We start from the raw sequence: 24,081 nt of genomic DNA, 5'->3' as shown, positions 1-24,081 counted from the left end.
CAGTCGATCTCCCACCATTTCGCCGGGCCCCGCCCAGCTTCCACCCTGGCCATCACTCCGGCCATTTAGAGGTTCTGTCCGGTCAGAGACTTGAAGCGCTGGCGCACCACCTGAGGGGAGGCGCCCCTACCGATCGCCTCCCTCGCCTCGCTCTTGAGTTCGTCGGCACTATATCCCTGAACCTTCTGCGCCAGTGCCCTGTTCTTGCGGGCGTCGATCTGCTTTTGCCGACCGTCCAGCGTGTCTTTTACCGCCTGAACGGGGTTCCCAGTCTGCTGAAAGCGGCTGATGATTTCGCCGCGTACCGAGGCCTCGCCTTTGTCGCTCAGGCCTTCAGGATAGCCGCGAGCCACGAGCTGGCGACCAAGCTCGCCTTTCTTCTCAGTTTTGGTTTCCGTTCCATCGCCGAAGAGATTCGTAAGCATTTCTTGGCTGACCCTAGGCGGACTCGCACTCACGCCCCGGCGCGTCGTCGCGGCGGTGACGTCCTGCCCGCGCCTCGTGGTCGAGGCGCCGATGTCTTGACCGCGGCGCGTTGTCGCAGCGCCGATGTCCTGACCGCGAGCTGCAGTCGCGGCTTGTATGCGCGCAATCGGAATATCGCTGGCGTTGTTGATCGTCGCAACGTCGCGGTCCTTGGCGTATTCCTGCGCCGCGATCGCGTCGGCGCGATCCGCCGTAAGAGCGAATTCCTTGCCAGGCGTCTTGCCGCCAGCAACCAGCGCACGGCGAGCGAATTGGTCATCGCCAAGATAGGCCCCGAGAGCCTGCACAGTGTCGCCCACGTTCGGGTTTTCCTGCGCCCCGGCGAGCGCCGCGATGAACGGGACAATGGAGCGCTGGAACCCTTGCCGGTCGAATGCGGGCGCCGGATCAGGAAGAGGGGCCAGAGGGTCAGCGCCGGCCGGAGCCGCGACAAGCTGCGGTAGAGACGCATCAAGCAGCGATTGCGCAAGCGAACCGAACTGATTGCGAGCTGCCGTGCGCGCCGCTTGGTCCGCCGCCTGCGCGCCGTAGAGCCCGCTGTGGGCCTGAGCCTCAGCAGCCTGTGCGGCGTAATTCGCGGTCTGCTGACGCTGAAGCTCCTGCTGGGCCCTCAGCTCAGGATCACCAAAGATCGCGCGCCCGAGCGTTTGGCCGAGCGCATCGCCTAAGTTGCGTTCAGCGCCGTAGTAGAAGGGGTTAGAGCCGCGCGCCATAATGACTTCCCCACCGTTTGCCGCGCCGAAGCCCGGCTAATGCCCGGGTATCATACTACCCGAATTGCTCGCATCTCCTAGTGGATAATTGGGAAATTCATGGCCGATTGGGGGAGGATTCGACGGGCCCAGACCAGCTATAAACGTACAGCATTCGCGTGCCCGTGCCGGGCTTCCTTGTTCGCGTCTTCCAACAGAACGCAGCTACCCGCATCGGCAGCTTGTGACGGGAGACTAGGCCCCTTTCGTGCAGCCGAAGGAGGCAGCGATTGACGGTGTAGATATGAAGACGAGCCTTGGCCGCGACCTCACTCATCAGCAACGGTCCAGAGGCCGCTCTAACCACATCCCTGACGCGGTTCTGCCGGTAAGGCTTGATTCGCCACGGATCGAACCACGGGCCGAAATCGGTAGTCTTATGCGGCGCCTTGGGCTTGGAATCCCTCCATGCCTTGTGCAGCGCCCGGCTACATAGCTTGCAGCGCCGCGCCAGGCCGTCCTTGTTTCTGGCTTCCTTGTTGAATTCGGCGCGCAGCTTCGACTGCTCACACCGGGGGCAATACTTGAAAAGGTTCGTTCGCAGCATGGGCCCTACAGCTTGCTAGCGTCGACATAGATGACGGGAAACGGATCGAGGGCTGCGATGAATAGAAAAGCCGAGCGCGCCCAGCTCGCCATGAACCGCTTGCCGGAGCCGGGGTTGGGAGCCCCGACTGCGGCGTAGCTGTAGAGGGCGAGAGCTAGAAAATCTCGCATACGGGTATCGGCGGCGCGTTGGCATCGACGCGATAGCTGAAGCACCCAAGCGAGTTTTCCGGCCGGGTGCGGTGCCAATGAGAAAACACGTCCGCCATAGGGGTGCCAGGCCGAACGAAAATCGTGTGCAGTGTACGCATAGGCAAAATGTCCTTCTGGGGCTGGTGGTTAGGGACGGTGGTACGTTCTACTGCCGAAACGAATTTCAGCCAGCTTCCATCGCGGTCATGCCATTCGCTCCGGCTCTCAGCCGGTCGGAGGCAACCAAGGTATCGAAAGCGGATCGGGCGACAGAACGCGACATGCCCTCCAGCTCCGGCAACCTAAGCTCAAATATGCCGGACGAGCCGGAGCGACGGACAGCGACGCCGGACGCGTTGCATGCCGCGACAGCACTGAGAACACGCTGCAGCTCCGCATCGGACACGGTAGCGGCCTGAGCTTCCTTCTGAGGATTGGCTTCCACCAACTCAAAGCTGTGCGTCTCGGCATCGCTATGGAGCGTGACGCTCTCACCCTCACCAAGCCACATGAATTCGCGAGGCACGTTGCTTTTGAGAACGCCGAATTCCCTCTGCCCGTTCTTCCTCGACATAAGGCCGAACGCGAGCCGCACCGAATTCAGATGCTCGCCAGAGCCGCGCATCTTGCTCTTCAGGTCGGCAAAACTCTTAGGATCGCCCTTGGTCAAGTGATGCGAGACGACGACCGCCCAGTCGGTCTCTTCCGCAAAGTCGATGAGCCGCTGATAGTAGCCCCTGACTTCCTCGGACGAATTCTCACTGGCGCTTGTCGTGCCGCGAAAGCTGTCGACCACCAGCGCGCCAACCTCCATTTCAGACCGAAGGATCAGGTCGCGCAGTTCGTCCAGACGGGCGCTCAGCTCGTCCGCATTGACGCGCTGATAGAGGAGCGAGCTATCGCCCCAGCGCCGTTCGTAGTGATCCGACCGGTAAGCGAACTCTTCCTCGGTCCCCTCGCTGGCGAAGAACGCGACGGGGAATTGCCTGGTGACATCCCGCCCAAGAAATTGATTGGGCGCGTCTATCGGTGCGTTCAGCACCGCGAGCATGTTGTGCAGGAACGTCGACTTACCCGCGCCGCCCGCGCCGCCCAGAACCGCCACGTAACCGCTGAACAGCAGGCCGTCGATAAGTGCCTTAGGACGGGCAGGAGCATCGGGATGCGGGTAGTTCACCGCAGCCAGTAGGTTAAGACCAAACGTCCTCAGGCGCCGGCCGTAAAACTTCGTCGCCTTCTGCGAAAGCGCAACACGCGCCAGCCAGTCAGACACCTGCTCATCGGCCTTCGGAAGTCGGCCAGGCGTTCGCTTGGCTCCCCATTCATCAACCGGGTGGCTGTGAGAAAGATTGATCAGAGCGTCATAGGCCTCCTCGATGGAGGACGGATGAGCCCACGCCACAAGGGAAAGCTCAGCGCCCGGAACGCCTTCAACCGGAATCTGAGAGAGCATGCCAAGGCAAGGAAGTTGCTCCCCATCCGCGTCCCAATGCGGGCTGTATATCGGCAGGTCGGCATCGCCGCGCACCAGCAGGAAATAACCCGTGTCGGTGACCCCGGTGTAAGGCGCCTCAATCAAGCCGCCAGCAACGCAGCCCATCCGCCTAAGTGCTTCATGCCAGCGCGACATCCGCGACCGCAGCTCTTTATGGACCAGCTGGACCTGTTCAAAGCTCAGCTCGCAGAAATCGCAATCCTCACTCGAATGAAGCGCGCGAACTTCTTCTATGCCGATGCCATTCAGGCTCAAATGAAAGTCGACATTGACCGAATAGGCCCGGTACTCTCCGGCCTCGACAGCGCCGATGCCCGCAGCCTCTCGGATCCTCGCCCGTTGGCGAGCCTCTTCCTCAAGCTCGCTCTCCCCAACAGCAAGCGCCTCCCTTGCAGCGGCAATTTCAGATTTGGCCGCGGCCACAGCCTCAGCCGCGCTCGTCTCCGCATCGCGGCACAGCTTCAAGTGGGACGTGTCAGGCTCGCGCTCCGCGTGTTCAAGGGCTCGCTCAGCATCCGCGACCGCCTGATCTAAGCGGGCCGTGTCGATATCGGCCGGCGAGCGATGAGACAGGCCCCACGAGGTCACAACCGCTGCGGCGGACGGCAACCCAGCAAGCCTCTCTCGAGCTATCGCAGCACTGCGGCTTGCCTCTTCAATAAGCTCAGTCACCGTTTCCCGAAAGTCGCCGTCAGTCAGTTCAGCCGCCACTCCCAAGCGCTCCGGCAAATTGTCGCCTTCAGTCAGTGCTTCGCTTTCGCGCAATGCGTCTACGGCACCTTTCGCAATTTCCTTGGGGTCATGCGGGCCGATGTAGGCATGCGCGCGCTGCAGGACTTGGACCCGACGCTGTGCCGCATCAACTTCCCGCCTGGCCGCGGCCCTCGCCTCGTCAGAAAGCCGCTTGGCTTCCTTGGCCGCAGCAAACGCCTCGCGCGCCTTCTCAACGCGCTCCGGCTGGCTGGCCTTCAGCTCAGCAATCCGGTCGGATGCTTCCTTGGTATTAGCCGACGCTTCACTGAGCGCGCGTTCCCGCAAAGCCAAGACATCCTCGCGAAAGTCTACATCCGCCCGAAGTGATCCAATCCTGTCGTTGTTCATCGTAATCCCACCCACCAATTACCGGCACCACTCAGGCGCCGCGCTTTGAAATCTCCTTTTCAATGTCGTGCAGTCGACGCCTCGCCTCACTCAGATCGAACTTCGCCCGCTCACCCTCGTCCCAAAGCTCTTCAGCCCGGGCCCTCAGCTCAACCGCGCTCATGCCAATCGGAGAACAATCGTCCAGCAAGCCCGTCGAGCCGCCGTCCATGCTGCGCGCAATTGCCCACAGGACCGCAAAGCCAATCTCTTCGCGACCAGCACACCCGCCAAGGTCACGAACCAACCGCTCGCGAAGCTGGTCCGGTTCAAGTCGCGCTTCGCCAGCCGCGACCTTGCGACGCGCAAACAGTACCGCCGCTTCGGATGCCCACGCGCCCTGCTCAACAATGTCAGCCGCCTTCCACTCGCCCATAGCAGCATCATGCTTAGCCTCAGCCGAAGCCACCGCCTGCTGCGCCGCAGCCAGCCGCTCACCCCGCGCGCCCATCAGTGCACCGCCGAAACAGCAGCGACGCGCAAAGACGCCAGCCAGCGGAGCGCTTCACTCCGCTCTATCAAGGTGCGCTTGCCGACCTTGCAGACCGTCAACCGGCCCGCCCCAATCTCCTTATAAAGCTGGGTCATTCCGATACCGAGCGCGGCACATGCATCGGGGACCGAGTAAGCCAGGGGCTCCAAGAGCTGAGTTTGTCCAGTCATGTGTCGCGCTTCCAGATGTTCTTTTGCTTCACCTGTCAGCGCACATAATCACTGGCATTCGCAGCGCAAGTATTAAATCTTTGAAACCAAATGACTTTTCCGACAAAGTGTAGGAAACACCTGTCGGATTTTGTATGATTTTAAATAGCTTTAGTTGGAATATCAGTGATTTACGTGTTGTGAGGTTCCGACAACTTGTAGGAAGCAACTTCTGCGAAAATAAATTAGTGCGGGCGACCGGAATAGAAATGACGGCCGGCGCACGGGTGGTGCCGGGGGGTGGGCAGCGTGGCGGGCCCTATAAGCAAAGCCCCCCACCCCATGACGAGCGCAGCGCTGCGATGCTCTCGCTTCTATCTCATGGCATGGCACACCGTCCCGAGCTCACCGATCAGCGAGGCCGGGGGATGGATCGAGGCGTTGGTTCCTGTCGACAATGACGACCGACAACATCCTCTTTGACAGACGGTATTTCCGCCGAATAGTTCGCTGGCTCCGATGCACGAAAAGGAGCGCAATCATGCCTACAAACAACGTCATTACCTTCGACCACGCCAAGCGTTCAGAGGTCGAGTTCATGCGCCACGGCGCTACGTCATGGACTAGGGCAATCGACGAAGCCCAAGAGATAGCCCGAGCCCTTCGGCATCAAGACCGGGAGATGATCGCAGGTCGATTGGTTTGCTTGGAGCGCCGCCTGGCTAACCTGCAGTGGCGCGATGCTGACTTGGACGATTTGGTTACGCTCTCCCCCGGTGACGGCATTGAGCTAACCGTAACGCTGCGCGAGGCGCCGACTATGCTGCGAATGCTAGCAGCGGCCTGATTTGCGAAGCGGCCTCAGCCGTGGCAGCTTCCCCCGCTATGACGTTGCGTAGAGCGTTATGGGGGTTGCTGTCGCTGGCTGCGGTCGGGCCTTTCTGCTCGCCGCCAACGGTCGAATTCCAACCCGCTTATTAGGGAAATTGAGGGGGAAGTTTCGCCGCGCCGCCGCTAAGTATCTGATTTCGCTGGTGACCCCTACGGGACTCGAACCCGTGTTTTCGCCGTGAGAGGGCGACGTCCTAGACCGCTAGACGAAGGGGCCAAAGCGATTGCGAGGCGCGCATATGTGGGTTTCGGCACGGTTCGTCAATCATGCCTGCCGCAGCTGCGTGGCGGGGTTTGCTTCAAGCGCCAGGTATTCGGCGATATGCCCCGCGATCCGCTCGGCAGACTGGCCATCGCCATAGGGAAAGGCGCGGCGGCTCATTGCGGCACGCACGCCTGGATCGAGCAAGAACTCGACGCTGGCGACGATCCGATTGCGGTCGGTGCCAACCAGCAACATGTTGCCGCTCGCCACGCCTTCAGGCCGCTCGGTCTTTTCCCTCAAGACAAGCAATGGAACGCCGAGTGCGGGCGCCTCTTCCTGCATGCCTCCGGAATCGCTGAGGATGATATCGGCCGCGAGCATGGTCTTGATCATCTGCTCATGGGTCACAGGTTCGAGCAGTCGCACTCCCGATTTATCTGGCAGCAACTCGCGCATGACGCTTGCGACTGCCGGGTTGGGGTGAAGAACGAGCCTGATCTCCAAGGGATGCCGGCCTGCAAGATCGCTCAACGCGGCTGCGATCGATCTCAGGCCATCGCCCCAGCTTTCGCGGCGGTGGCACGTCACCAGTAGGACGAGCGATCGTCCTGAATCCGGGCTGGTCCGAGGCAGTCGATCAAGAACCGCCAACAGAGCATCGATTCCGGTGTTTCCAGTGACGAAAATCCGACCCGGAACATTCTCGGCCTCCAGGTTTGCAGCGCTGATCTCGGTCGGCGCGAAAAGGAGGTCGGCGCGCGCATCGATCGCCGTTCGGAACTCTTCCTCCGGCCAGGGCATTTGCGGGTCGAAGCTGCGCAATCCGGCCTCAACGTGGGCGACCGGGATGCGCGTAGCAAATGCGGTCAAGGCACCCCCGAAGGCACTTGCAGTATCGCCATGCACGATAATCAGGCCTGGCCGTTCGGCTAGCAGCGGTGAAACAGACCTGGAGACGCGTTCAACCAGGTCGCGCGGATCAGAGCCTCCACTGCAACCAAGCCTGATGTGCTCATGAGCTGACAAGCCGTAATCGGCCGCGCTCAGCGGATGCTGGCCAGTCAAAATGAGGCGCAGCCGCATGCCGCGCCGGTCAAGTGCTGAGACAACGGGTGCTAGTTTGATCGCTTCTGGGCGGGTGCCGACTATGATGTCGATACGCTTACTGGACAGCCTTCCCCCTAGCTCGGCACGTCAATGATGCAGAGGAAGTTCGCGGCAAGCAAGCTGGCATTGGAAGAAGTTGCAGTATAGGAACGATTATTCGGGCGCATGGACTGGGCGCCCCGGGGGGATGAATTGCGTCTACCTTCAAATCGGGCGTTGGCGACATGCTGATCGCCCAGATTACCGACCTCCATGTCGGCTTTGACCGCGGCAACCCGCACGAGCTCAACGTCCGCCGGCTGAACCTGGTGATCGACGAGCTTAACGAAATGTCCCCGCGTCCCGAGTTGCTGTTGATCACCGGCGACCTCGTCGAGAATGGCGACGACATCGACGCCTATCACCATGCACATGCGCTTGTCGGACGATGGCAGGGGCCAAAGCTCTGGCTAGTCGGGAACCACGATTCTCGTGCAAATTTCAGGCGCGAATTGCCGGACGTGCCGACCGATGAGAACGGCTTCGTTCAATATGAGATCGAGCAGGGCGGCCTGCGCTGGATCGTTCTCGATACGCTGGACGAAGGCCGCCATGGCGGCATGATCTGCGAGAAGCGCGCTTGGTGGCTCGCAGAGCGCTTGCGCGAAAAGGTGGATGTACCGACGGTCATCCTGCTCCATCACCCACCGGTCGACACTGGAATAGAGTGGATGAGCGCGCTTCCGACAGAACAATGGGTGAAGCGGTTGGAGGCGATTGTCCGCCCGGCAAGCCAGGTTATCTGCCTGATTGCCGGTCATGTGCATCGGCCAATTGCGACGAGTTTCGCTGGCAAGCCGCTGATCGTCTCGCCGTCGACCGCGCCGCAAGTGGCGCTGGACCTCGATGCCGTCGATCCGCAGCACCCTGACGGCCGGGCGCTGATCATCGCCGATGCTCCGGGCTATGCGCTGCATTATTGGGATGGTCAGACGTTGCTGACGCATTTCGAGATTGCGGGCCCGCGAAACGTGCTCGCAAGCTACAACAGTAACCTTCAGCCGATGATGCGCGCGTTTCTGACCGAGCGGGGGACGGGCTAGAACCTAGCGGAAGTTGTCCGCGTAGGCCTGAATCTTCAGGCTGGTCTTCGCCGCCGGCACCACGTGATAGTCAAAGCCTTGCTTCTCAGCATAGGCAATGGCGTCTTCCTTGGTCTTGAAGCTCAGGCGCACTTGAGTGCGCGTGTCCCCGCTGCCGTTCCACCCGGTAAGCGGGTCGGGGCGCTGCGCCTGGCTGCGTTCAAATTCCAGCTGCCATCGGCCGGTGCCAAATTTGCCGGACTGGGTGGCCTTGCGGTCAGCTTCGACGATGCGGGCAATGGTCATGCACGCCGACTACCGCCGGCCTTCTTCGTGCGCAAGGTGGCGGCGGCTGAGGCGGGGTCGTCGGGCCAAAGGTGTTTAGGGTAGCGGCCGCGCATTTCCTTCGCGACCTCGCGCCAACTGCCATTCCAAAAGGCGGGCAGGTCCTTGGTGGTCTGGATCGGCCGATGCGCGGGCGAGGTAATAGCGAGCGTTAGCGGGACGCGGCCGCCGGCGACCATGGGGTGTTCCGACAGACCGTAGAGGGCCTGAGCACGCACTTCGACTGTCGGGCCGCCGGGTGCCCGATAGTCGATGGCGTGGTGGCTTCCGGCCGGGCTGGAGAATTCGGGAGGAGCGAGGCGACTGATCGTGCGCACGGCATCATATCCGAGCAGCCCATCCATCGCAGAACGAAGGGCCGCGACATCAATATGCTTCAGGCTGCGCTTACCTGTGACGAGCGATGGTAGCCACTCTTCAAGCCGTTCCATCAGGGCCTCATCATCGAGCGCGGGAAGGGAGGGATCGAACTCCCGGGCGAAGGCGGCTCGTGCTCGGAATGATGAGGCGCTCTCGCTCCACGGTAACAAATCAAGGCCATGCTCGCGTACGCCATCGACCAGTGCGGCTTCGATGGCGGCCTGATCGGGCTTGGGATCGGGGCCGCTGGAGAGGCGGATGGCGCCAAGGCGGCGGCTACGCGTTGGAGTCACTGACCCCGTAGCGGGGTCGAAGGCGCCGTCGTGGCGGGTTTCGATCCTGTCGCCGAACAGGTCGATGACGTCCTGCTCTTCAAGCGCGGCGGCGGACAGGATTCGGGCTCCCGAAGCGTGGCCCGCGACCTCCGCAACCGCGAGCCATTGGCTCCGCGCCAGTGGGGAGGCCGGGTCGAGCCGGAAGCCGCGGCCTCCCACCGACTGCCATTGCTCGCCGCTCGCGTCGCGGCGCCGCGAAAGCCGGTCGGGGAAAGCAAGGGCGATACCTCTGCCAAGCTCGTGTGCCGGATGATTGGATTTCCCACCAGCGCGCTTGACCCAATGTTCGGTCATTCGTCGCGCGGCATTCGCTCGCGGGCCCTTGTCCGATCGCCAACGGCGCCAACGGAGTTCGAGGTCGGCGTCATTCCCGCCAAGGCCGCGCTCCGTCAGCAACGCGGCGGCGCCCGCAGCTGCGCCCGCCATCCCGCGTGCGGCCGCCTCGATCATCATATGTGCAAGGCGTGGCTCAAGTGGCCAGCCGGCGATCGCCCGGCCGTGCGGTGTTAGCTGTCCGGTCTCGTCCAGTGCGCTGATCGTTGCCAGGCGACGCCGAGCTTCTGCGATCGCAGGCGCGGGCGGAGGGTCGAGAAAGGGCAGGCGGGCCGGATCGGCTTCGCCCCACATCAGGCAGGCCACCAGAAGTGCCGACAGATCTGCCTCGAGAATCTCAGGGGGATCCTGCGTTGGCAGCGAGCCCGTCGCTGCTTCTTCCCAAAGGCGGATAGCGATGCCCGGACCCTGGCGAGCGGCGCGTCCGGCCCGCTGAGTGACGGCGGCACGGCTGGCACGCTCGGTGACGAGCCGGGTCAGTCCGGCGCCGCGATCATAACGCGGGCGCCGGGCAAGCCCGGAATCGACGACGATTCGGACGTCGTCGAGTGTCAGGCTGGTTTCGGCAATCGCAGAGGCTAGGACGAGCTTCCGTTTTCCCAATGGCGGAGCGGCCAAGGCGGCGCGCTGGGCAGCGGGTTCGACGCCTCCGTGCAAGCGGTGGAGGATGACGTCGTCGGGCGGCGCGCCCAGCGCTTCAGTCGTTCGCTCGATCTCAGCCACGCCGGGAAGAAAGGCGAGCAGCGATCCGTCATGCTCGGCCAAAGCACGACGGATGGCGGTGGCCATTTGCGGCTCGATGCGCGCCGTCGCATCGCGGCCAACATGGTCGATGGTCAGCGGAAAGGCCTTGCCTTCGCTGACGATCCGCGGCGGGTCGCCGAGCAACGCGCCGAAGCGGGCGCCATCCATCGTCGCCGACATGGCGACGAGGCGTAGATCCGGGCGCAGCGCGGACGCCGCATCCAGGGCAAAGGCTAGTGCCAGGTCGTTGTCGAGGCTGCGCTCATGGGCTTCATCGAACAGGACGGCGGCGACACCTTTGAGCTCCGGGTCGGCCTGGATGCGCGCCAAAAAGACGCCGTGGGTCATCGCAATGACGCGGGTTGCCTTGCCCACCTTGCTGTCGAGCCGCGTTGCGTATCCGAATGTCTCGCCAGCCTGCTCGCCATGCTGTGACGCGATGAACTCGGCGGCGGCGCGGGCAGCGAGGCGGCGCGGGACCAGCAGGAGGATCTGGCCGCCGTTGATCCAGGGCTCATCAAGCAGGGCCGGTGCGACCATTGTGGTCTTGCCGGCGCCGGGGGGAGCGACGAGCAATGCGCGCGTGCCTTCGCGCAACGCGGCCAACAGTTCTGGCAGGACATCGCGGACGGGGTACTCGCTCACTCGAACACCCTTGCCCAGCCTGCGGACAATTGGCCAGCGCGATGCTATAGGACGCCCTCCTCACGAGGGAGGAAGTCATGACAATGTCGAAGTGCGCCATCCTGCTCGTCGCGGCGGCATCGATGCCGCTTATGGCCTGCCAGAAGTATGAGGCATCCCCCGCGAAGCCGGAATCGAAAGCGGAGGCCAAGAAGTCCATTCCGACCGACCCAATCGAAAGCGCGACCGCGGCTGCGCCGTCCTCCGTGTCCGCGAATGCAACGGTGATCCAGGCCGCGGCGGACGGCTCGATGAAGGTGCTACGGCAGGGCGGCAACGGCTGGACCTGCATGCCCGATAATCCGCAAACACCGGGTCATGATCCGATGTGCATGGACGCCAATGGGTTGAAGTGGGCGCAGGCGTGGATGGCACACAAGGATCCGCCGGCAGGCGCCGTCGGCCTGATGTACATGCTGGAGGGCGGCAGCGACGCCAGCAACACTGACCCGTGGGGCACCAAGCCGGCGGAAGGCGCCAAATGGGTCGAGACAGGCCCGCACGTCATGGTTGTCGGTTCCAAGGAGATACTGGCGGGTTATCCGACTGGCGAGCAGCCGGACACCAAGGCGCCTTACGTGATGTTCGCCGGCACGCCTTATGCGCACCTGATGATCCCGATCGGCGAACCGGCACAATAAGTCGCCAAGCCACGACCGAATCGGAACAGGGCTAATGGCGTCTTAACCATTTTCGGTGATAGTCCCACGCATGTCCGGGGGACCAGGCAAGTACGGTGCTTTGCTGGCGCTGCCATTGGCGGCGCTTGCGAGCACCCCTGCGTCGGCGGCAACCGCCAGTGCCCAGGTCAATGCCAATGTGGTGAGGCCCGTCGTGCTCACGGCGACGGGGTCCCTGAATTTCGGCACGATCGTCATCAACAAGATCACGGCTAACCGCACGATCAGCCTTAGCGCGGCGAACGTGTTGACCTGCGGGAACACGACGGAGCTGGTTTGCTCCGGTGCGACATCGGTCCCGACCTATAATGTCCAGGGAACCAACAAGCAGGTCATCACGATCAACAAGAACTTGAGCACGTTGCGCAACAGCGTCAATGGCGCGACTCTGACGTTGACCCCGATCGGGCCAGCGAGTGTCACGCTGACCAATTCGGGAGCGCCTGGAAGCGATTTTGCGATCGGCGGATCGTTCGTCATTACGCCGACGACTGGCGAAGGCCTCTACACTGGGGTCGTCGACGTGACGGTCGACTATCAATAGGCGCGGGCGACCGCGAATTCGGCTGCTTCGATCATTGCCGATTTCGCCTTCCCGGCCGGGAAACTTCCAAGTGAATCGACGGCCCGGCGGGCATAGATGCGGGCCCGCTCCAGCGTATCCGCCAGCGCGCCGGTCGACCTGACAAGATCGATGGCCCGGGCCAGATCCTCATCGGCGACGCGATCGCCGGAAATCGCGGAACGCCAGAAGTCGCGGTCTCCGTCAGTGCCACGCGCGTAAGCGAGAATGACCGGCAAGGTCATCTTCCCGTCGCGGAAATCGTCACCGACGCCTTTTCCCATGGTGGCGCTGTCGGAACTGTAGTCGATGGCGTCATCCACCAACTGGAACGCGATACCGAGGTTGCGGCCATACGTGTCGAGCGCGTCCTCCGCTTCCTCTCCCGCCTCCGCGACAACCGGGGCGATGCGGCAGGCGGCGGCGAAAAGCGCCGCGGTCTTCGCGGCGATGATCTGCAGATAATGGTCTTCATCGGTATCAATACGGCGTTGGGCTGTCAGTTGATCGACCTCTCCCTCGGCGATGATTGCCGACGCCGATGACAGGATCTTCAGCACCTTGAGGCTGCCGTCCTCCACCATCAGCTCGAAAGCGCGGCTGAACAGGAAGTCGCCGACCAGCACGCTCGACGGGTTGCCCCAGATGATGTTGGCGGTTCGTCGGCCGCGGCGCAGGCCTGAGCCATCCACTACGTCATCGTGAAGCAGGGTGGCTGTGTGGATAAACTCGACTGCTGCGGCGAGCTTGTGGTGCCGCGTTCCCGGGTAATCAAACAAGGCCGCGCTCGCGAGCGTCAGCATCGGTCGCATCCGCTTGCCGCCGCCTGCGATCAGATGTCCAGCGAGCTCAGGGATGAGCGCAACCTTTGACTGCATCCTGTCGAGGATCACAGCATTGACGGCATTCATGCCGCTGGTTGTCAGCGCCATCATCGGTTCCAGGGACGGAGCTCGATTGGCCTGCAGAGTATGGACCGTGGCAGTCATGGCGCCCGCCGCACTAGCCGCACGGCGGGCGTTTTCCTAGCACCTACCAAACGTGGACCCGCTGTTCGGGCGGGAGGTACATTTTGTCGCTCGGCTGGATGTTGAATGCCTTATACCAGGCGTCGATGTTCCGAACGACGCCGTTCACGCGATACTTGGCCGGCGAATGTTCATTGGTCAGCAGCTGGGCACGGAGCGCACCCTCGCGGGTCTTAGTCTGCCAACTATAGCCATAGGCCACGAAGAAGCGCTGATCGCCCGTCATGCCGTCGATCACTGGCGGTTCGCCATGCTGGGCGACGTAACGTCGATAGGCGGCATAGGCGACTTCAAGCCCGCCAAGGTCTCCGAGGTTTTCGCCGAGCGTGAGTTGTCCCTTGATACGGACTCCCGGGATCGGCTCGTAACTGTCGTACTGCTTCACCAAGGCCTGCGCGTGATCGGTGTAGAGCTTGGCCGTTGCCGGGGTCCACCAATCGCGTAGGCGGCCCTTGGCATCGAACTGCCGGCCCTGGTCGTCGAAACCATGGCCGATTTCATGGCCGATGGTCGCGCCGATGCTGCCGTAGTTGGAGGCCGGATCGGCGTTCGGATCGAAATAGGGCGGCTGCAGGATCGCAGCCGGGAACGTGATCTGGTTCATGAACGGGTCGTAGTAGGCATTGTTCGTCTGGGGGGTCATGTCCCAGAGGGTGCGATCGACCGGCTTGGGCAGCCGCGACAACTGCAGGTTCCAGTCGAACTCGTCCGATCGCACGGCATTGCCTAGCAGGTCGGTACGGCTGACGTTCAAAGACGAATAGTCGATATACTTGACCGGGTGGCCGGTGCGCGGGTCGAAGCTCGCGAGCTTGGCCAGCGCCTCCTTCCTGGTGCCGGTATCCATCCAGCTGTTCGTCTCGATCTTCTCTTTCAGCGCGGCACGGATGTTGGCGATGAGCTCACCCATCTGCCTGTCGCTTTCGGCGGGATAATGGCGCTGGACGTAGATCTGGCCCACGCCCTCACCGAGCGCGCCATTGACGAGGGCAACGCCGCGCTTCCATCGATCGCGCTGGGTCGGAACGTCGCGGAGCGTCTTTGAGAAGAAGTCAAAATTCGCCTGATCGAGCGCCTTGGGGAGGAACTGGGCGTGGCTGCTGACGAAATGGTACGCGACATAGTCCTTCCAGGTCTGCAGCGGCACGGTATCGACCAGCTTGCCGGCCGACTGGATAGCGCTCGGCTGCAGGACGACCACAGTTGGCATGTTCGCGAGACCCGCCTGCTTCAGCATGCCGTTCCAGTCGAACTGGGGCGCGAGCGTGGCCATCTTCGCCCGATCCATCGGGTTGTAGATGTCCTTGATCTCGCGGCTGCGCTCGGGCGTCCACTGGTCCTTGGCGATGGCGGTCTCAAGAGCGATGATCTTGTCCGCCTTTGCCGCGGCATCGGTAATGCCGGCGAGCGTCTGGATTTTGATTACGTAGTCGCGATACGCCTTGCGATAGCCGTCATATTTCGCGCCCTGCAGCAGGTAGTAATCGCGGTTAGGCATGCCGAGCCCGCCTTGGCCGGCAATGGCGACGTAGCGCGTCGGATCCTGTGGATCGGGGATGATGCCGAGACCAACCGGTCCCGCATAGGATGGGTCGACGAACAAGTGGGTGAGAGCGGTCTTGTCCTTCACCGCCGCGACGCGCGCTAAGTAGGGCTTCAGCGGCGCGAGGCCGCGCTTTTCAATTCCGGCCTCATCCATCCAGCTGGCATAGAAATCGCCGACCTGCTGGCCGATCTTGCCGGAGGAAGCGGAGTTCTTTGCCATGTCCTCGACGACGGCGCGGACGTCCTTGTCGATCTGGTCATTGAGAACGGAATCGATGCCGACGAATGTGCGGTCAGCCGCGATCTCTGTGCGCTTTGCCCAGGAGCCGTTGACGAAATCGAAGAAGTCGTCGCCGGGCTTGACGGCGTTGTCCATCGAACTGGAGTCATAGCCCCAGTCGCCAAACTTCGGCGTGGCCGCAAGCGCGGGAGCCGCTGCGAGTAAAGTCGTGCCCAGCAGCAAGTGACGAACATTCATCGATTTTTACTCCCCAACGGATTGGCCGGAACCCTATCGGCGGGCGTGCCGGACGCAAGCGGCTTTTCGACGAAGGGGAGGCTCAGGCTGGCGGCAGGCAGAGCCGGGCGAGCAGGCCGCCAAGATCTTCACTTTCTTCCAGGCGGATCGAGCCACCATAGATTTCGGCAACATCGCGGACGATGGCGAGGCCGAGGCCGGTGCCGGGTTTGTCGGTGTCGAGCCGCGCGCCGCGCTGGAAAATGGACTCGCGCTCGGCGGCGGGGATTCCGGGGCCGTCGTCCTCGACCAGGATTTCGACCCCCTTGTCGCCAACCTGCTCGACGGTGACGAAGACGCGGCCGTTGCCATATTTCGCGGCATTTTCGACCAAATTGCCGAGCATTTCGTCGAGATCCTGGCGCTCAATTGCGACCGCTGCTTGCTTGTCTCCGGCGATATCGACCGTGACGTCCGGATAGAGGCGGGTGACTGCGCGCTCGACGGCCTCGACGCTGTCCCAGACCTGGGCACGCGCGTGTGCCGACGCCCGGCGGCCAATGGCCCGAGCACGGGCGAGGTGATGGTCGACCTGCCGGCGCATCGTGGTTGCCTCTCTGCAAACGGTGTCGGCAAGATCGGGCGCCTGAGCGGTCGCGGCATTGGTGATGACCGTCAGCGGCGTCTTCAAGGCATGGGCGAGATTGCCCGCATGTCGCCGCGCTTCCTCGGCCTGTTCTTCGCCATGGGCGAGCAGTTGGTTCAACTCATTGACCAGCGGAAAGATTTCGCGCGGGAAGTCCTCGCTAATGCGTCGCTGCGTGCCGGATCGGATTGCGACGACTTCCTTGCGTACGCGCCGTAACGGCCACAGGCCGTAGAAAGCCTGAAGGGCAGCCAGCACGAGTAGTCCAATCCCGAGCGCCGCGAAGGCGCGGATTAGCGTCGTCCGCAATTCCTTGATCTGGTGATCGATGATCTCGCGCGACTGTGCGACCTGGAAACGCCAGCGGATATTGGAACTTGGAAGGATAACGTCGCGCTCGACGATGCGCAGCGGTTCATCCTCGAATTCACGGCTATCGTAGGTGTGAAGTCGGACGTCATAGTGACCTGGGTCAACGTGAAGCCGGCGGTCCCAAAGAGATCGTGATGGGAACGTATCGGCGCCTTCGCCCGAGACCTGGAAATAGACGCCGGAATAAGGCTCCAGGAAGCGCTGGTCCGCAGGCGGCCGGTTGAAACGCACCTCGCCGTCCGGCCCGATTTCCGAGGCGGCGATCATGGCATTGAGGACATATTCCAGTTGCTTGTCGAAATTCTCGACGAGGGAGCTCGTCAGGACCCTGTCGAGCGCATAGCCGCCGCCGAGCAAAAGCACGGTGATCCAGATCGCGGCGATGCCGATGATACGCCGCGTCAGCGACGTCAGTGGACGTTTCCGCGGCGCTGGGGCCTGCCCAGCCGCGGGTACTGAATCAACCGCGGCCGGCTCGGTCACTATTTGTCCGGGTCCTCAAGACTATAGCCGAGACCACGGATCGTGGTGATCACGTCGGCGCCAAGCTTCTTGCGGATACGGGTGACGAAGACCTCGATTGTGTTGGAGTCTCGGTCGAAATCCTGGTCGTAGATATGCTCTATCAGTTCGGTGCGGCTAACCACCTTGCCCTTGTGATGCATGAGGTAGCTCAGCAGCTTGTATTCCTGCGCCGTCAGCTTCACCGGTTCACCGGCCTTTGTGACCTTGCCTGAACGAGTGTCGAGACGGATGTCGCCAGCATGAAGTTCCGAGCTGGCGATGCCCGCTGAGCGGCGGATCAGGGCGCGCAGGCGGGCAATCAGCTCTTCGGTCTGGAACGGCTTGGCGAGATAGTCGTCGGCGCCGGCGTCGAGGCCCGCCACCTTGTCCGACCAGCTGTCGCGCGCGGTCAGCACCAGGACCGGCATCTTACGGCCCTCCTTGCGCCAACGGTCTAGCACGGTCAGGCCGTCGACCTCGGGCAAGCCGAGATCGAGGACGACGGCGTCATAAGTTTCGGTGGCCCCGAGGTAATGGCCGTCTTCGCCGTCGGTGGCGAGGTCGATGGCATAGCCGGCGCCTTCCAACGTCGAGCGTAACTGACGCCCCAGGTTCGGCTCGTCCTCGACGATCAACACACGCATGTCTGCATCCCTGAAAATTGCGTTTGGCTACTCAAACACGCGGCAACCTGAACGGTTGCTTCACCGCAACGAAGGGAGAAGCGCCGAAAAGTCAATTGGCGCTTGAGAAATCAGTGGCCGGATTTGCCGATAATGCGGCCAGTGGCGGCATCGACGTCGACCCAGATCACACGGCCGTCCCGCATGAATTTCAGGCGGTAGGAATCGCCGCGAAGCTCCGGGCCAAGATATTCGGCGCCTCCCATGAAAGGCATGACGCGGCGCTCGATCATCGGCAGCGGCATCGACTTGCCGTCGCGGGTTGCCTGGAACGCACGATCCTGATCCCGCGGGCGGTCTGCCAAAGCGGGGGAGGCGAGGAGGCCGACGGCGATCATGCCGCCTAGAAGGGTACGAAACAGGCTCATTGGCTTAACTCTCTGACCGCCTGTTACGGACAAGGCATTGAATATCCTATGAATGGCCCGAAATCCCCTGTTCATCCGGCCAGATGACGTGTTCGCCAAGCTAGTCTAGTGGCCCGCGCATGGCACCCCCTATTTTGTCTTACGAAGGTCTCGGGCTCGTTCAGGGCGAAGGCTGGCTGTTTCGTGGGATCGATGCGTTCATCGGCCCCCGGGATCGCTTGGCGCTTATTGGCCGCAACGGTGCCGGCAAGACGACCCTGTTCAAATGCCTCGCGGGCATGATCGAAACGGACGAAGGGCGACGAACCATCGTTCCTGGCACCAAGGTCGTGCTTCTGGAGCAGGACCCGGACATGAGCGCGCATGACTCGCTGGGCGTGTGGGTGTTGGCGGGGGACGACGCGCCGGCGCCGCACGAGGCCGACGCAATTGCTCAGCAGCTTGGAATCGATCTGGCGCGGCCGGCAACCACAGCAAGTGGCGGCGAGCGGCGGCGAGCAGCGATCGTTCGCGCATTGGCTCAGAATCCCGATGTGCTGCTGCTCGACGAACCGACCAACCACCTCGACCTCGCGGCGATCGGCTGGCTGGAGGCATGGCTGAATCGCTTCAAGGGCGCCTTCATCGTCATCAGCCACGACCGCACCTTCCTGGCGCGGCTGACCAAGAGCTGCATTTGGCTCGACCGGGGCACTCTGCGCCGGGCGGAAATCGGCTTCGGGGGGTTCGAAGCCTGGACTGAGGCGGCCTATGCCGAGGAGGCGCGCGCAGCGGAGAAGCTCGACGCCAAGCTGGCGATCGAGGCGCATTGGCTGCAGCGCGGAGTCACCGCGCGCCGCCGTCGCAACCAGGGCCGCCTTGCAAAGCTGCACGAGATGCGCGCGCAGCGGGCGGCGATGCTCGGTCCGCCGGGCGCGGCGAAGCTGGCGCTGGCAAAGGACGACATCAAATCGAAGACGGTGATTGACGCCGAGCGGGTCTCAAAGAGCTTCGGGGAGCGGCAGATCATCCGCGACTTCTCATTGAGGGTGCAACGCGGCGACCGTATCGGCCTTGTCGGCGCCAACGGCTCGGGTAAGACGACGCTGCTGCGGCTGCTGACGGGGGAACTGCCGCCGGATTCCGGCTCGGTGACCAAGGCCAAGACCCTGTCGGGCATCGTCATCGACCAGCAGCGCAAGCTGATGACCCCAACCAAGCGGGTCCGCGACGTGCTGGCCGAGGGCGGCGACTGGATCGAAGTCCGCGGCCACAAGAAGCATATCAAGGGCTATCTCAAGGAGTTCCTGTTCGATCCCTCGCTGACCGAGGCGCCGGTCGGCTCCCTGTCCGGCGGCGAACGGTCGCGGCTGCTACTGGCGAGGGAGTTTGCGCGGGAATCGAACCTGCTGGTGCTCGATGAGCCGACCAACGATCTCGACCTCGAGACTCTGGACCTCTTGCAGGAAGTCATCGCAGACTATGACGGGACGGTGCTGATCGTCAGCCACGACCGCGACTTCCTGGACCGGACCGTGACGGTGACCCTGGGCCTCGACGGGTCGGGCAAGGTTGACGTGGTGGCCGGTGGCTATGAGGATTGGGTCCGGAAAAGGTTCGAGGACCATCGGCCGGCGAAAGCCGCGGCCAAACCGGACACTGCAGCGGTTTCAAAGAATGAGGTTCGCGGCGGGCCGGCGAAGAAGCTTTCCTACAAGGACCAGCGGGATTTCGACCGTTTGCCGGGCGAAATCGAGCGGCTGGAGCGCGAAATCGCGGCGGATGAAGAGAAATTGCACGATCCCGATCTGTTTTCGCGAGATCCGGCGCTGTTCGCCGAGTTGACCGAGCGCATCGCGCGCCACCGCGCGGAGGTTGAGGCAGCGGAATTGCGGTGGCTGGAGGTGGCGGAGCTCGCTGAGCAATTGGCTTGAGTTAAATTACGTTAACCATCTTTCAATTATATCCAAAGTTAACTATGCCTAAAAGACTGAAAAGACTGTTGAACCTTTGAATCGACCGGGCCGTGAGCGGGTTCGGCAAAGGTTTCTGGGGCAAGAGCGGGCATGAGTTTTCTGGTGTTTCTGGCAGGCGAGGCCGCACAGCCGGCATTGGAAAAGCGCGACTATCGCTGTTTCGACGAGACCACATTCACCCTCGTCCTGTCTGAGGGCCAGGCGGTCGTCCGGTTCAAGAACGGCGAATATCGACTGCCGCGCAAGCCGTCGGCGATCGCGGTCAAATATGCGAGCGCCAAGGCGACGCTCTACCTCGACGGCGACTTCGCCGCCTTCGTCGCCGACGACCGTCCGTTGCCGGGGTGCACCCGGGTCAGGGCGAGCGCGACGCCATAAAGGCTGATTCTAGGGGGAAACCGCAGGTGCGCTGTTCTCTTGCGGATGCAATCTGTAAGCCGGTTGATGGTGCCGAACGCTAACATTCTTCGAAAAGCATATTGGCGCGGACGCGAGACGCGTCGCGAGGCCTCTGGCGCGGCTTCGCCTGCAAATGAAAATCAAACCCGTCTTGGAAGACTGGTTCCTGACCTCCTCGTCGCCGCGGGCTGTGCCCTTGGCTACTATGTGAGTGCGCTCGTCGGGACCCTGCTGAGCGTGCCGCCGTCGGGCTTCGCTATCATTTGGCCCGCCACCGCCTTCCTGGTTTCGACATTTCTCATCATCGCTCCGAGCCGCTGGTGGCTCTGCGTTGCCGCGGTCATTCCAACGCATTTCTATATTGCCGCAACCCTGCAGCCCGGAGCGCCCATTCCCGTGGTCGTGACGCAAATCGGCGGCAATCTGATCCTGGCCCTGGCAACGGTCGTCGCGGTTCAAAAGGCAGTCGGAGCGCGGGTCAGGTTCGACAGCTTCAGTACGCTGGTAACCTTCATCCTTGTCGCCGGCCTTGGCGTGCCGGCCGTCGTCAATTCACTGATCCTCGCGGTGCACCTTTCAACCGGGTGGACGCACGACTTCTGGCTCGCCTGGAGGCAATGGATGATCGCAGGGATCTTTCCGACGATCACGATCCCGCCCGTCCTGGTCCTGGCGGCCAACGGGCGGCTGACCGGCCAACCGTCGGCATCGCCAAGTCCCCGCCTGGAACTGCTGCTGCTGATCGCACTGCTGTTTGCATTCAGTTTCGAAGCGTTCGGCGCAGCCGCGAACACAACCAGCTGGCCCGCACTGTTCCTGGCCCCGTTTCCGTTCCTGATCTGGGCTGCAGTGCGATTGGGGGTTGGCGGCACAAGCGTCTCCTTGCTCGTGCTCGCGTCAGCGACCATCGTCCAGGCGCTCTGGCATCATGGGCCATTTGCGCTGCAGTCGCCGGCAAGGGACGTCATTTCGCTGCAAGCCTTCCTGGTGACCATTTCGATCCCGTTGATCTTGCTTGCGGCGCTGATGGACGAGCGACGGTGGACCGCCGCCCTCCTTCGCCTGTCCGAAGCGCGAATGAACGTCGTTGCTTCGGCAACCGACACGGGACTCTGGCAATGGGATTCGGGGACGAAGTCGCTCTGGGCTTCCGACCATTGCCGGGAAATGTTCGGACTTGGAGCCGGCGACGGGCAGACACCCATGTCGTTCCTCGCTTCCGTTCATCCACTGGATCGACAGCGCTTCGAAGCCGCCATTAAGCTGGCGCTCTCCTCGACAGAACAGCTGCCCGCACAAGATTTTCGGATTGGCAATGAGAGCGAGGCGCGCTGGCTGCAACTCCAAGTGCATTCGGAGCTGGGGAGCGACAATAAGATGCAAGTCAGCGGCGTCTTCCGGGACGTCACGGAGCGCGTCCTCGCCCATTTGGAGGCCGAGGAACTTCGCAGGCGCCTGGCTAACCTGAAGGAAGACGAACGCCGCCGGATCGCCGAGGAGCTGCACGATTCAACCGCCCAGCATCTCGTCGCCGCGAAGCTCAACCTGTCTTCGCTCAAGACGCGGGTTCGCGCGCCCGAGACACGTGGCATCCTCGCGCTGGGACTCAAGTCGCTTCACGAAGCATTGATGGAAGTGCGGACCTTCTCTTACCTGCTGCATCCGCCGCAGCTTGGGCGCATCGGCCTCAGCGGCGTCTTGAGGCAATATGTTCCGGGATTTGCCAGCAGGACTGGCGTAACCGCTTCGCTTCGCGTCAACCCGCTCGCCGATCTCCTGTCCGCCGAACAGCAGCATGCCATCCTGCGGATTACACAAGAGAGCCTCAGCAATGTTCACCGGCATGCCAGGGCCAGCAATGTCACCGTTGCCGTCCGGTGCATTTCGGACGTCGTCCACTTGGTTGTGAGCGACGATGGGAAAGGCATTCAGTTTAACAATGGGCGAGAACTCGGCGAGAGGCTGAGACTTGGTGTCGGGCTTCCGGGCATGGCGGCCCGTGTACAGCAGCTAGGCGGGCGAATGGATGTCGATCGCCGCGTACGAGGCACTACCGTGCACGTGGCAATTCCGCTCGCTTATGGGTCAGGCGGGCAGGTTCGCTAAGAGCCAAGCACCTAATTGCGCAAGAAACTGCGAAAAGGCGGGGCCCGAAGACCCCGCCTTCCATTTCATTCCATTAGAAACCGAACGTCACGCCGGCGCGAGCGCCGAGCTTGCCGCCCTTGTTGAAGCCGCTGGCAACGCCCGCGTTGACGGCCGCATTCTCGCCGATCATGGCACCGATCTGCAGTGAACCAGCATAGGCACCGCGATAGGTGCCGACGTTGCCGGAGATGTTGAACTGCTTGCCCGGCAAGAAGGTGCTGCCGCCCAAGGCAATTGCCACGGCGGTGCCGGCCGAAGCACGGTCATCGACCCGGTCGAGCCTGGAATCGAAGTCGAGTGCAAGCGTTTCCAGCGCGTCCACGCGATTATCGAGCGCGTTCACTGCCTGGTTGGTAGCAAACAGCTGCGAACCGTTCACGGCATCGGTCGACGTCGCCGTAATTGCGCCTGCTGACACGCCGCCAATCGTGCGATTTCCAACGTTGACCTGGTTGGCCGCCGTCGTCGCCGTGCCAGTTCCGATCGCTACGGAATTCGCAAAGCCAGCCGTCGAATTCTCACCCAGCGCAATCGCGCCGGCGCCCGACGAAACTGAATCTCCGCCAATGGCGATGGCGTCGACACCGGTAGCGCTTGCGGGCGCTCCCGTGCTGTTGATCTGCACATACAAATCGTCGTCGGTGACGAGCGCGCCGATCAAGGCATCCTGGGCGTCGTCGCGAGCGTCCTGAGCGGTCACGATCGTATTGATCTGACCGCCGTTGATCGCGTCGGTTGAACCGGCCGCAATCGCGCCGTTGGCCACGCCGCTGACAGTGCGGCCGCCGACGTGGACCTGGTTGTCTGCCGTGTTTACCGAGCCCGCGCCAAGTGCGACGGAATTGTCGAAGCCGGCGTTGTCGGCGTAGCGCCCGATGGCGACACCATCGATGCCATCAGCAACCGCGATCCGCCCGAGCGCAACGGAGCCGTCGCCATTCGCCTGCGCATAACGTCCGACTGCCGTGGAATTGAGGCCGGTCGCCGTTGAATACCAGCCAACGGCGGTCGCGCCATCAAGCGTCGCGGTCGCATTGTTGCCGATCGCGGTCGTGGCCGGAGCGGTCGCGCGCGAACTGAACCCGAAAGCGGTCCCGAAGTCGGTCGCCAGCGAATTCACGCCGACGGCCGTGGCATCGAAGCCCGTGGCTTGGGCAAAGTTGCCGACCGCTGTGGCGTACTGGCCGGAAGCGACAGAGTTCTGGCCAAGGGCGGTCGAAAAATTGCCGCTGGCGTTGGCGCCGGCGCCACAAGCGAGTGAAGGCGTGCCAGCTGCGGTACCCGACGGCGCACCGGCGACGTCGCAAACTTCCTGAGCCGCTGCCGGAGTGGCGAACGTCAATGCGAATCCCATCGCAATCGCCGATGCGGCGACCATCATTCTCGTATTTTTCATGAAATACTTCCCTGATACCA

Annotated in this window: 21 protein-coding genes and 1 tRNA gene; 7 read left to right on the top strand and 15 right to left on the bottom strand. The window is 62.6% G+C overall.

What is annotated here, in order from left to right; genetic code table 11:
* Positions 1-65: 65 nt before the first annotated feature.
* The 5 genes from LZ536_RS11185 to LZ536_RS11165 all read right to left on the bottom strand — a co-directional run bounded on the left by LZ536_RS11185 (position 66) and on the right by LZ536_RS11165 (position 5,274).
* Entirely contained in the window at positions 66-1,199 is a 1,134-nt protein-coding gene (locus tag LZ536_RS11185) for a hypothetical protein (protein ID WP_249848864.1), read from the bottom strand.
* A 591-nt stretch (positions 1,200-1,790) separates the two neighbouring features.
* Complete coding sequence (locus tag LZ536_RS11180; protein WP_249848863.1) at positions 1,791-1,955, bottom strand: hypothetical protein; 165 nt, start codon at positions 1,953-1,955, stop codon at positions 1,791-1,793.
* Positions 1,956-2,160: 205 nt separating this feature from the next.
* Complete coding sequence (locus tag LZ536_RS11175) at positions 2,161-4,572, bottom strand: AAA family ATPase (RefSeq protein WP_249848862.1); 2,412 nt, start codon at positions 4,570-4,572, stop codon at positions 2,161-2,163.
* A gap of 31 nt (positions 4,573-4,603) precedes the next feature.
* The gene (locus LZ536_RS11170) at positions 4,604-5,062 is read right to left on the bottom strand and encodes a hypothetical protein (protein ID WP_249848861.1); all 459 of its coding nucleotides are present in this window, start codon (positions 5,060-5,062) and stop codon (positions 4,604-4,606) included.
* On the bottom strand, positions 5,062-5,274 hold the full coding sequence (locus LZ536_RS11165) for a helix-turn-helix domain-containing protein (RefSeq protein WP_249848860.1): 213 nt from the start codon (positions 5,272-5,274) through the stop codon (positions 5,062-5,064). The genes LZ536_RS11170 and LZ536_RS11165 overlap by 1 nt, the downstream gene beginning before the upstream one ends.
* A 520-nt stretch (positions 5,275-5,794) precedes the next feature.
* On the opposite strand from LZ536_RS11165, the gene LZ536_RS11160 reads away from it, so the two are divergent.
* Positions 5,795-6,100 carry a hypothetical protein gene (locus LZ536_RS11160; protein ID WP_249848859.1) on the top strand — a complete coding sequence of 102 codons (306 nt, stop codon included), beginning with the start codon at positions 5,795-5,797 and terminating at the stop codon, positions 6,098-6,100.
* 185 nt (positions 6,101-6,285) lie between these two features.
* On the opposite strand, the gene LZ536_RS11155 is transcribed toward LZ536_RS11160, so the two are convergent.
* Both LZ536_RS11155 and wecB read right to left on the bottom strand, forming a co-directional pair.
* Positions 6,286-6,361: transfer RNA gene (locus tag LZ536_RS11155), tRNA-Glu, on the bottom strand.
* Positions 6,362-6,409: 48 nt separating this feature from the next.
* Positions 6,410-7,498 (bottom strand): non-hydrolyzing UDP-N-acetylglucosamine 2-epimerase, encoded by a 1,089-nt coding sequence (wecB, locus tag LZ536_RS11150; RefSeq protein ID WP_348538845.1) that lies wholly within the window; start codon positions 7,496-7,498, stop codon positions 6,410-6,412.
* Positions 7,499-7,680: 182 nt separating this feature from the next.
* On the opposite strand from wecB, the gene LZ536_RS11145 reads away from it, so the two are divergent.
* The gene (locus tag LZ536_RS11145) at positions 7,681-8,538 is read left to right on the top strand and encodes a phosphodiesterase (RefSeq protein ID WP_249848858.1); all 858 of its coding nucleotides are present in this window, start codon (positions 7,681-7,683) and stop codon (positions 8,536-8,538) included.
* 3 nt (positions 8,539-8,541) lie between these two features.
* Here the strand turns inward: LZ536_RS11145 and LZ536_RS11140 are convergent, their stop codons facing one another.
* Together LZ536_RS11140 and hrpB are read right to left on the bottom strand one after the other, a co-directional pair.
* Positions 8,542-8,823 (bottom strand): ETC complex I subunit, encoded by a 282-nt coding sequence (locus LZ536_RS11140; protein ID WP_249848857.1) that lies wholly within the window; start codon positions 8,821-8,823, stop codon positions 8,542-8,544.
* On the bottom strand, positions 8,820-11,279 hold the full coding sequence (hrpB, locus tag LZ536_RS11135; RefSeq protein ID WP_249848856.1) for an ATP-dependent helicase HrpB: 2,460 nt from the start codon (positions 11,277-11,279) through the stop codon (positions 8,820-8,822). The genes LZ536_RS11140 and hrpB overlap by 4 nt, the downstream gene beginning before the upstream one ends.
* Positions 11,280-11,356: 77 nt before the next feature.
* Between hrpB and LZ536_RS11130 the strand changes: the two genes are divergently transcribed.
* Together LZ536_RS11130 and LZ536_RS11125 are read left to right on the top strand one after the other, a co-directional pair.
* Positions 11,357-11,959, top strand: a complete 603-nt coding sequence (locus tag LZ536_RS11130) for a hypothetical protein (RefSeq protein ID WP_249848855.1) — start codon at positions 11,357-11,359, stop codon at positions 11,957-11,959.
* A 70-nt stretch (positions 11,960-12,029) separates the two neighbouring features.
* Positions 12,030-12,542: a DUF4402 domain-containing protein gene (locus LZ536_RS11125; protein ID WP_249848854.1), complete on the top strand. Its 513-nt coding sequence runs from the start codon at positions 12,030-12,032 to the stop codon at positions 12,540-12,542.
* Here the strand turns inward: LZ536_RS11125 and LZ536_RS11120 are convergent.
* From LZ536_RS11120 to LZ536_RS11100, 5 genes are all read right to left on the bottom strand, one after another.
* Positions 12,536-13,549 carry a polyprenyl synthetase family protein gene (locus tag LZ536_RS11120; protein WP_249848853.1) on the bottom strand — a complete coding sequence of 338 codons (1,014 nt, stop codon included), beginning with the start codon at positions 13,547-13,549 and terminating at the stop codon, positions 12,536-12,538. The genes LZ536_RS11125 and LZ536_RS11120 overlap by 7 nt on opposite strands.
* A 43-nt stretch (positions 13,550-13,592) precedes the next feature.
* Positions 13,593-15,611, bottom strand: a complete 2,019-nt coding sequence (locus LZ536_RS11115) for a M13 family metallopeptidase (protein ID WP_249848852.1) — start codon at positions 15,609-15,611, stop codon at positions 13,593-13,595.
* Between the two features lie 82 nt (positions 15,612-15,693).
* Positions 15,694-17,001 (bottom strand): ATP-binding protein, encoded by a 1,308-nt coding sequence (locus LZ536_RS11110; RefSeq protein ID WP_348538844.1) that lies wholly within the window; start codon positions 16,999-17,001, stop codon positions 15,694-15,696.
* An 89-nt stretch (positions 17,002-17,090) separates the two neighbouring features.
* Positions 17,091-17,756 carry a response regulator transcription factor gene (locus LZ536_RS11105; protein WP_249848851.1) on the bottom strand — a complete coding sequence of 222 codons (666 nt, stop codon included), beginning with the start codon at positions 17,754-17,756 and terminating at the stop codon, positions 17,091-17,093.
* A gap of 110 nt (positions 17,757-17,866) precedes the next feature.
* Positions 17,867-18,163, bottom strand: coding sequence for a PepSY domain-containing protein (locus tag LZ536_RS11100; protein WP_249848850.1), 297 nt, complete (start codon positions 18,161-18,163; stop codon positions 17,867-17,869).
* Between the two features lie 119 nt (positions 18,164-18,282).
* On the opposite strand from LZ536_RS11100, the gene LZ536_RS11095 reads away from it, so the two are divergent.
* From LZ536_RS11095 to LZ536_RS11085, 3 genes are all read left to right on the top strand, one after another.
* Positions 18,283-20,076, top strand: coding sequence for an ABC-F family ATP-binding cassette domain-containing protein (locus LZ536_RS11095; protein ID WP_249848849.1), 1,794 nt, complete (start codon positions 18,283-18,285; stop codon positions 20,074-20,076).
* Between the two features lie 132 nt (positions 20,077-20,208).
* Entirely contained in the window at positions 20,209-20,496 is a 288-nt protein-coding gene (locus LZ536_RS11090; RefSeq protein WP_249848848.1) for a hypothetical protein, read from the top strand.
* Between the two features lie 45 nt (positions 20,497-20,541).
* The gene (locus LZ536_RS11085) at positions 20,542-22,623 is read left to right on the top strand and encodes a sensor histidine kinase (protein WP_348538839.1); all 2,082 of its coding nucleotides are present in this window, start codon (positions 20,542-20,544) and stop codon (positions 22,621-22,623) included.
* Positions 22,624-22,696: 73 nt separating this feature from the next.
* On the opposite strand, the gene LZ536_RS11080 is transcribed toward LZ536_RS11085, so the two are convergent.
* The gene (locus LZ536_RS11080; protein WP_249848846.1) at positions 22,697-24,061 is read right to left on the bottom strand and encodes a YadA-like family protein; all 1,365 of its coding nucleotides are present in this window, start codon (positions 24,059-24,061) and stop codon (positions 22,697-22,699) included.
* Between the last annotated feature and the right edge of the window lie 20 nt (positions 24,062-24,081).

Source organism: Sphingomonas alba (assembly GCF_023516555.1).
Classification (GTDB): domain Bacteria; phylum Pseudomonadota; class Alphaproteobacteria; order Sphingomonadales; family Sphingomonadaceae; genus Sphingomicrobium; species Sphingomicrobium album.
Note: the sequence above shows the minus strand (reverse complement) of the source record. Positions and strands in the feature narration are given on the sequence as shown.

Excerpts from the sequence above, each read along its gene's own strand:
- LZ536_RS11185 (WP_249848864.1), bottom strand. The coding sequence starts at position 1,199 with ATGGCGCGCGGCTCTAACCCCTTCTACTACGGCGCTGAACGCAACTTA.
- LZ536_RS11180 (WP_249848863.1), bottom strand. The coding sequence starts at position 1,955 with ATGCGAGATTTTCTAGCTCTCGCCCTCTACAGCTACGCCGCAGTCGGG.
- LZ536_RS11175 (WP_249848862.1), bottom strand. The coding sequence starts at position 4,572 with ATGAACAACGACAGGATTGGATCACTTCGGGCGGATGTAGACTTTCGC.
- LZ536_RS11170 (WP_249848861.1), bottom strand. The coding sequence starts at position 5,062 with ATGGGCGCGCGGGGTGAGCGGCTGGCTGCGGCGCAGCAGGCGGTGGCT.
- LZ536_RS11165 (WP_249848860.1), bottom strand. The coding sequence starts at position 5,274 with ATGACTGGACAAACTCAGCTCTTGGAGCCCCTGGCTTACTCGGTCCCC.
- LZ536_RS11160 (WP_249848859.1), top strand. The coding sequence starts at position 5,795 with ATGCCTACAAACAACGTCATTACCTTCGACCACGCCAAGCGTTCAGAG.
- LZ536_RS11145 (WP_249848858.1), top strand. The coding sequence starts at position 7,681 with ATGCTGATCGCCCAGATTACCGACCTCCATGTCGGCTTTGACCGCGGC.
- LZ536_RS11140 (WP_249848857.1), bottom strand. The coding sequence starts at position 8,823 with ATGACCATTGCCCGCATCGTCGAAGCTGACCGCAAGGCCACCCAGTCC.
- LZ536_RS11130 (WP_249848855.1), top strand. The coding sequence starts at position 11,357 with ATGACAATGTCGAAGTGCGCCATCCTGCTCGTCGCGGCGGCATCGATG.
- LZ536_RS11125 (WP_249848854.1), top strand. The coding sequence starts at position 12,030 with ATGTCCGGGGGACCAGGCAAGTACGGTGCTTTGCTGGCGCTGCCATTG.
- LZ536_RS11120 (WP_249848853.1), bottom strand. The coding sequence starts at position 13,549 with ATGACTGCCACGGTCCATACTCTGCAGGCCAATCGAGCTCCGTCCCTG.
- LZ536_RS11115 (WP_249848852.1), bottom strand. The coding sequence starts at position 15,611 with ATGAATGTTCGTCACTTGCTGCTGGGCACGACTTTACTCGCAGCGGCT.
- LZ536_RS11105 (WP_249848851.1), bottom strand. The coding sequence starts at position 17,756 with ATGCGTGTGTTGATCGTCGAGGACGAGCCGAACCTGGGGCGTCAGTTA.
- LZ536_RS11100 (WP_249848850.1), bottom strand. The coding sequence starts at position 18,163 with ATGAGCCTGTTTCGTACCCTTCTAGGCGGCATGATCGCCGTCGGCCTC.
- LZ536_RS11095 (WP_249848849.1), top strand. The coding sequence starts at position 18,283 with ATGGCACCCCCTATTTTGTCTTACGAAGGTCTCGGGCTCGTTCAGGGC.
- LZ536_RS11090 (WP_249848848.1), top strand. The coding sequence starts at position 20,209 with ATGAGTTTTCTGGTGTTTCTGGCAGGCGAGGCCGCACAGCCGGCATTG.
- LZ536_RS11085 (WP_348538839.1), top strand. The coding sequence starts at position 20,542 with ATGCAATCTGTAAGCCGGTTGATGGTGCCGAACGCTAACATTCTTCGA.
- LZ536_RS11080 (WP_249848846.1), bottom strand. The coding sequence starts at position 24,061 with ATGAAAAATACGAGAATGATGGTCGCCGCATCGGCGATTGCGATGGGA.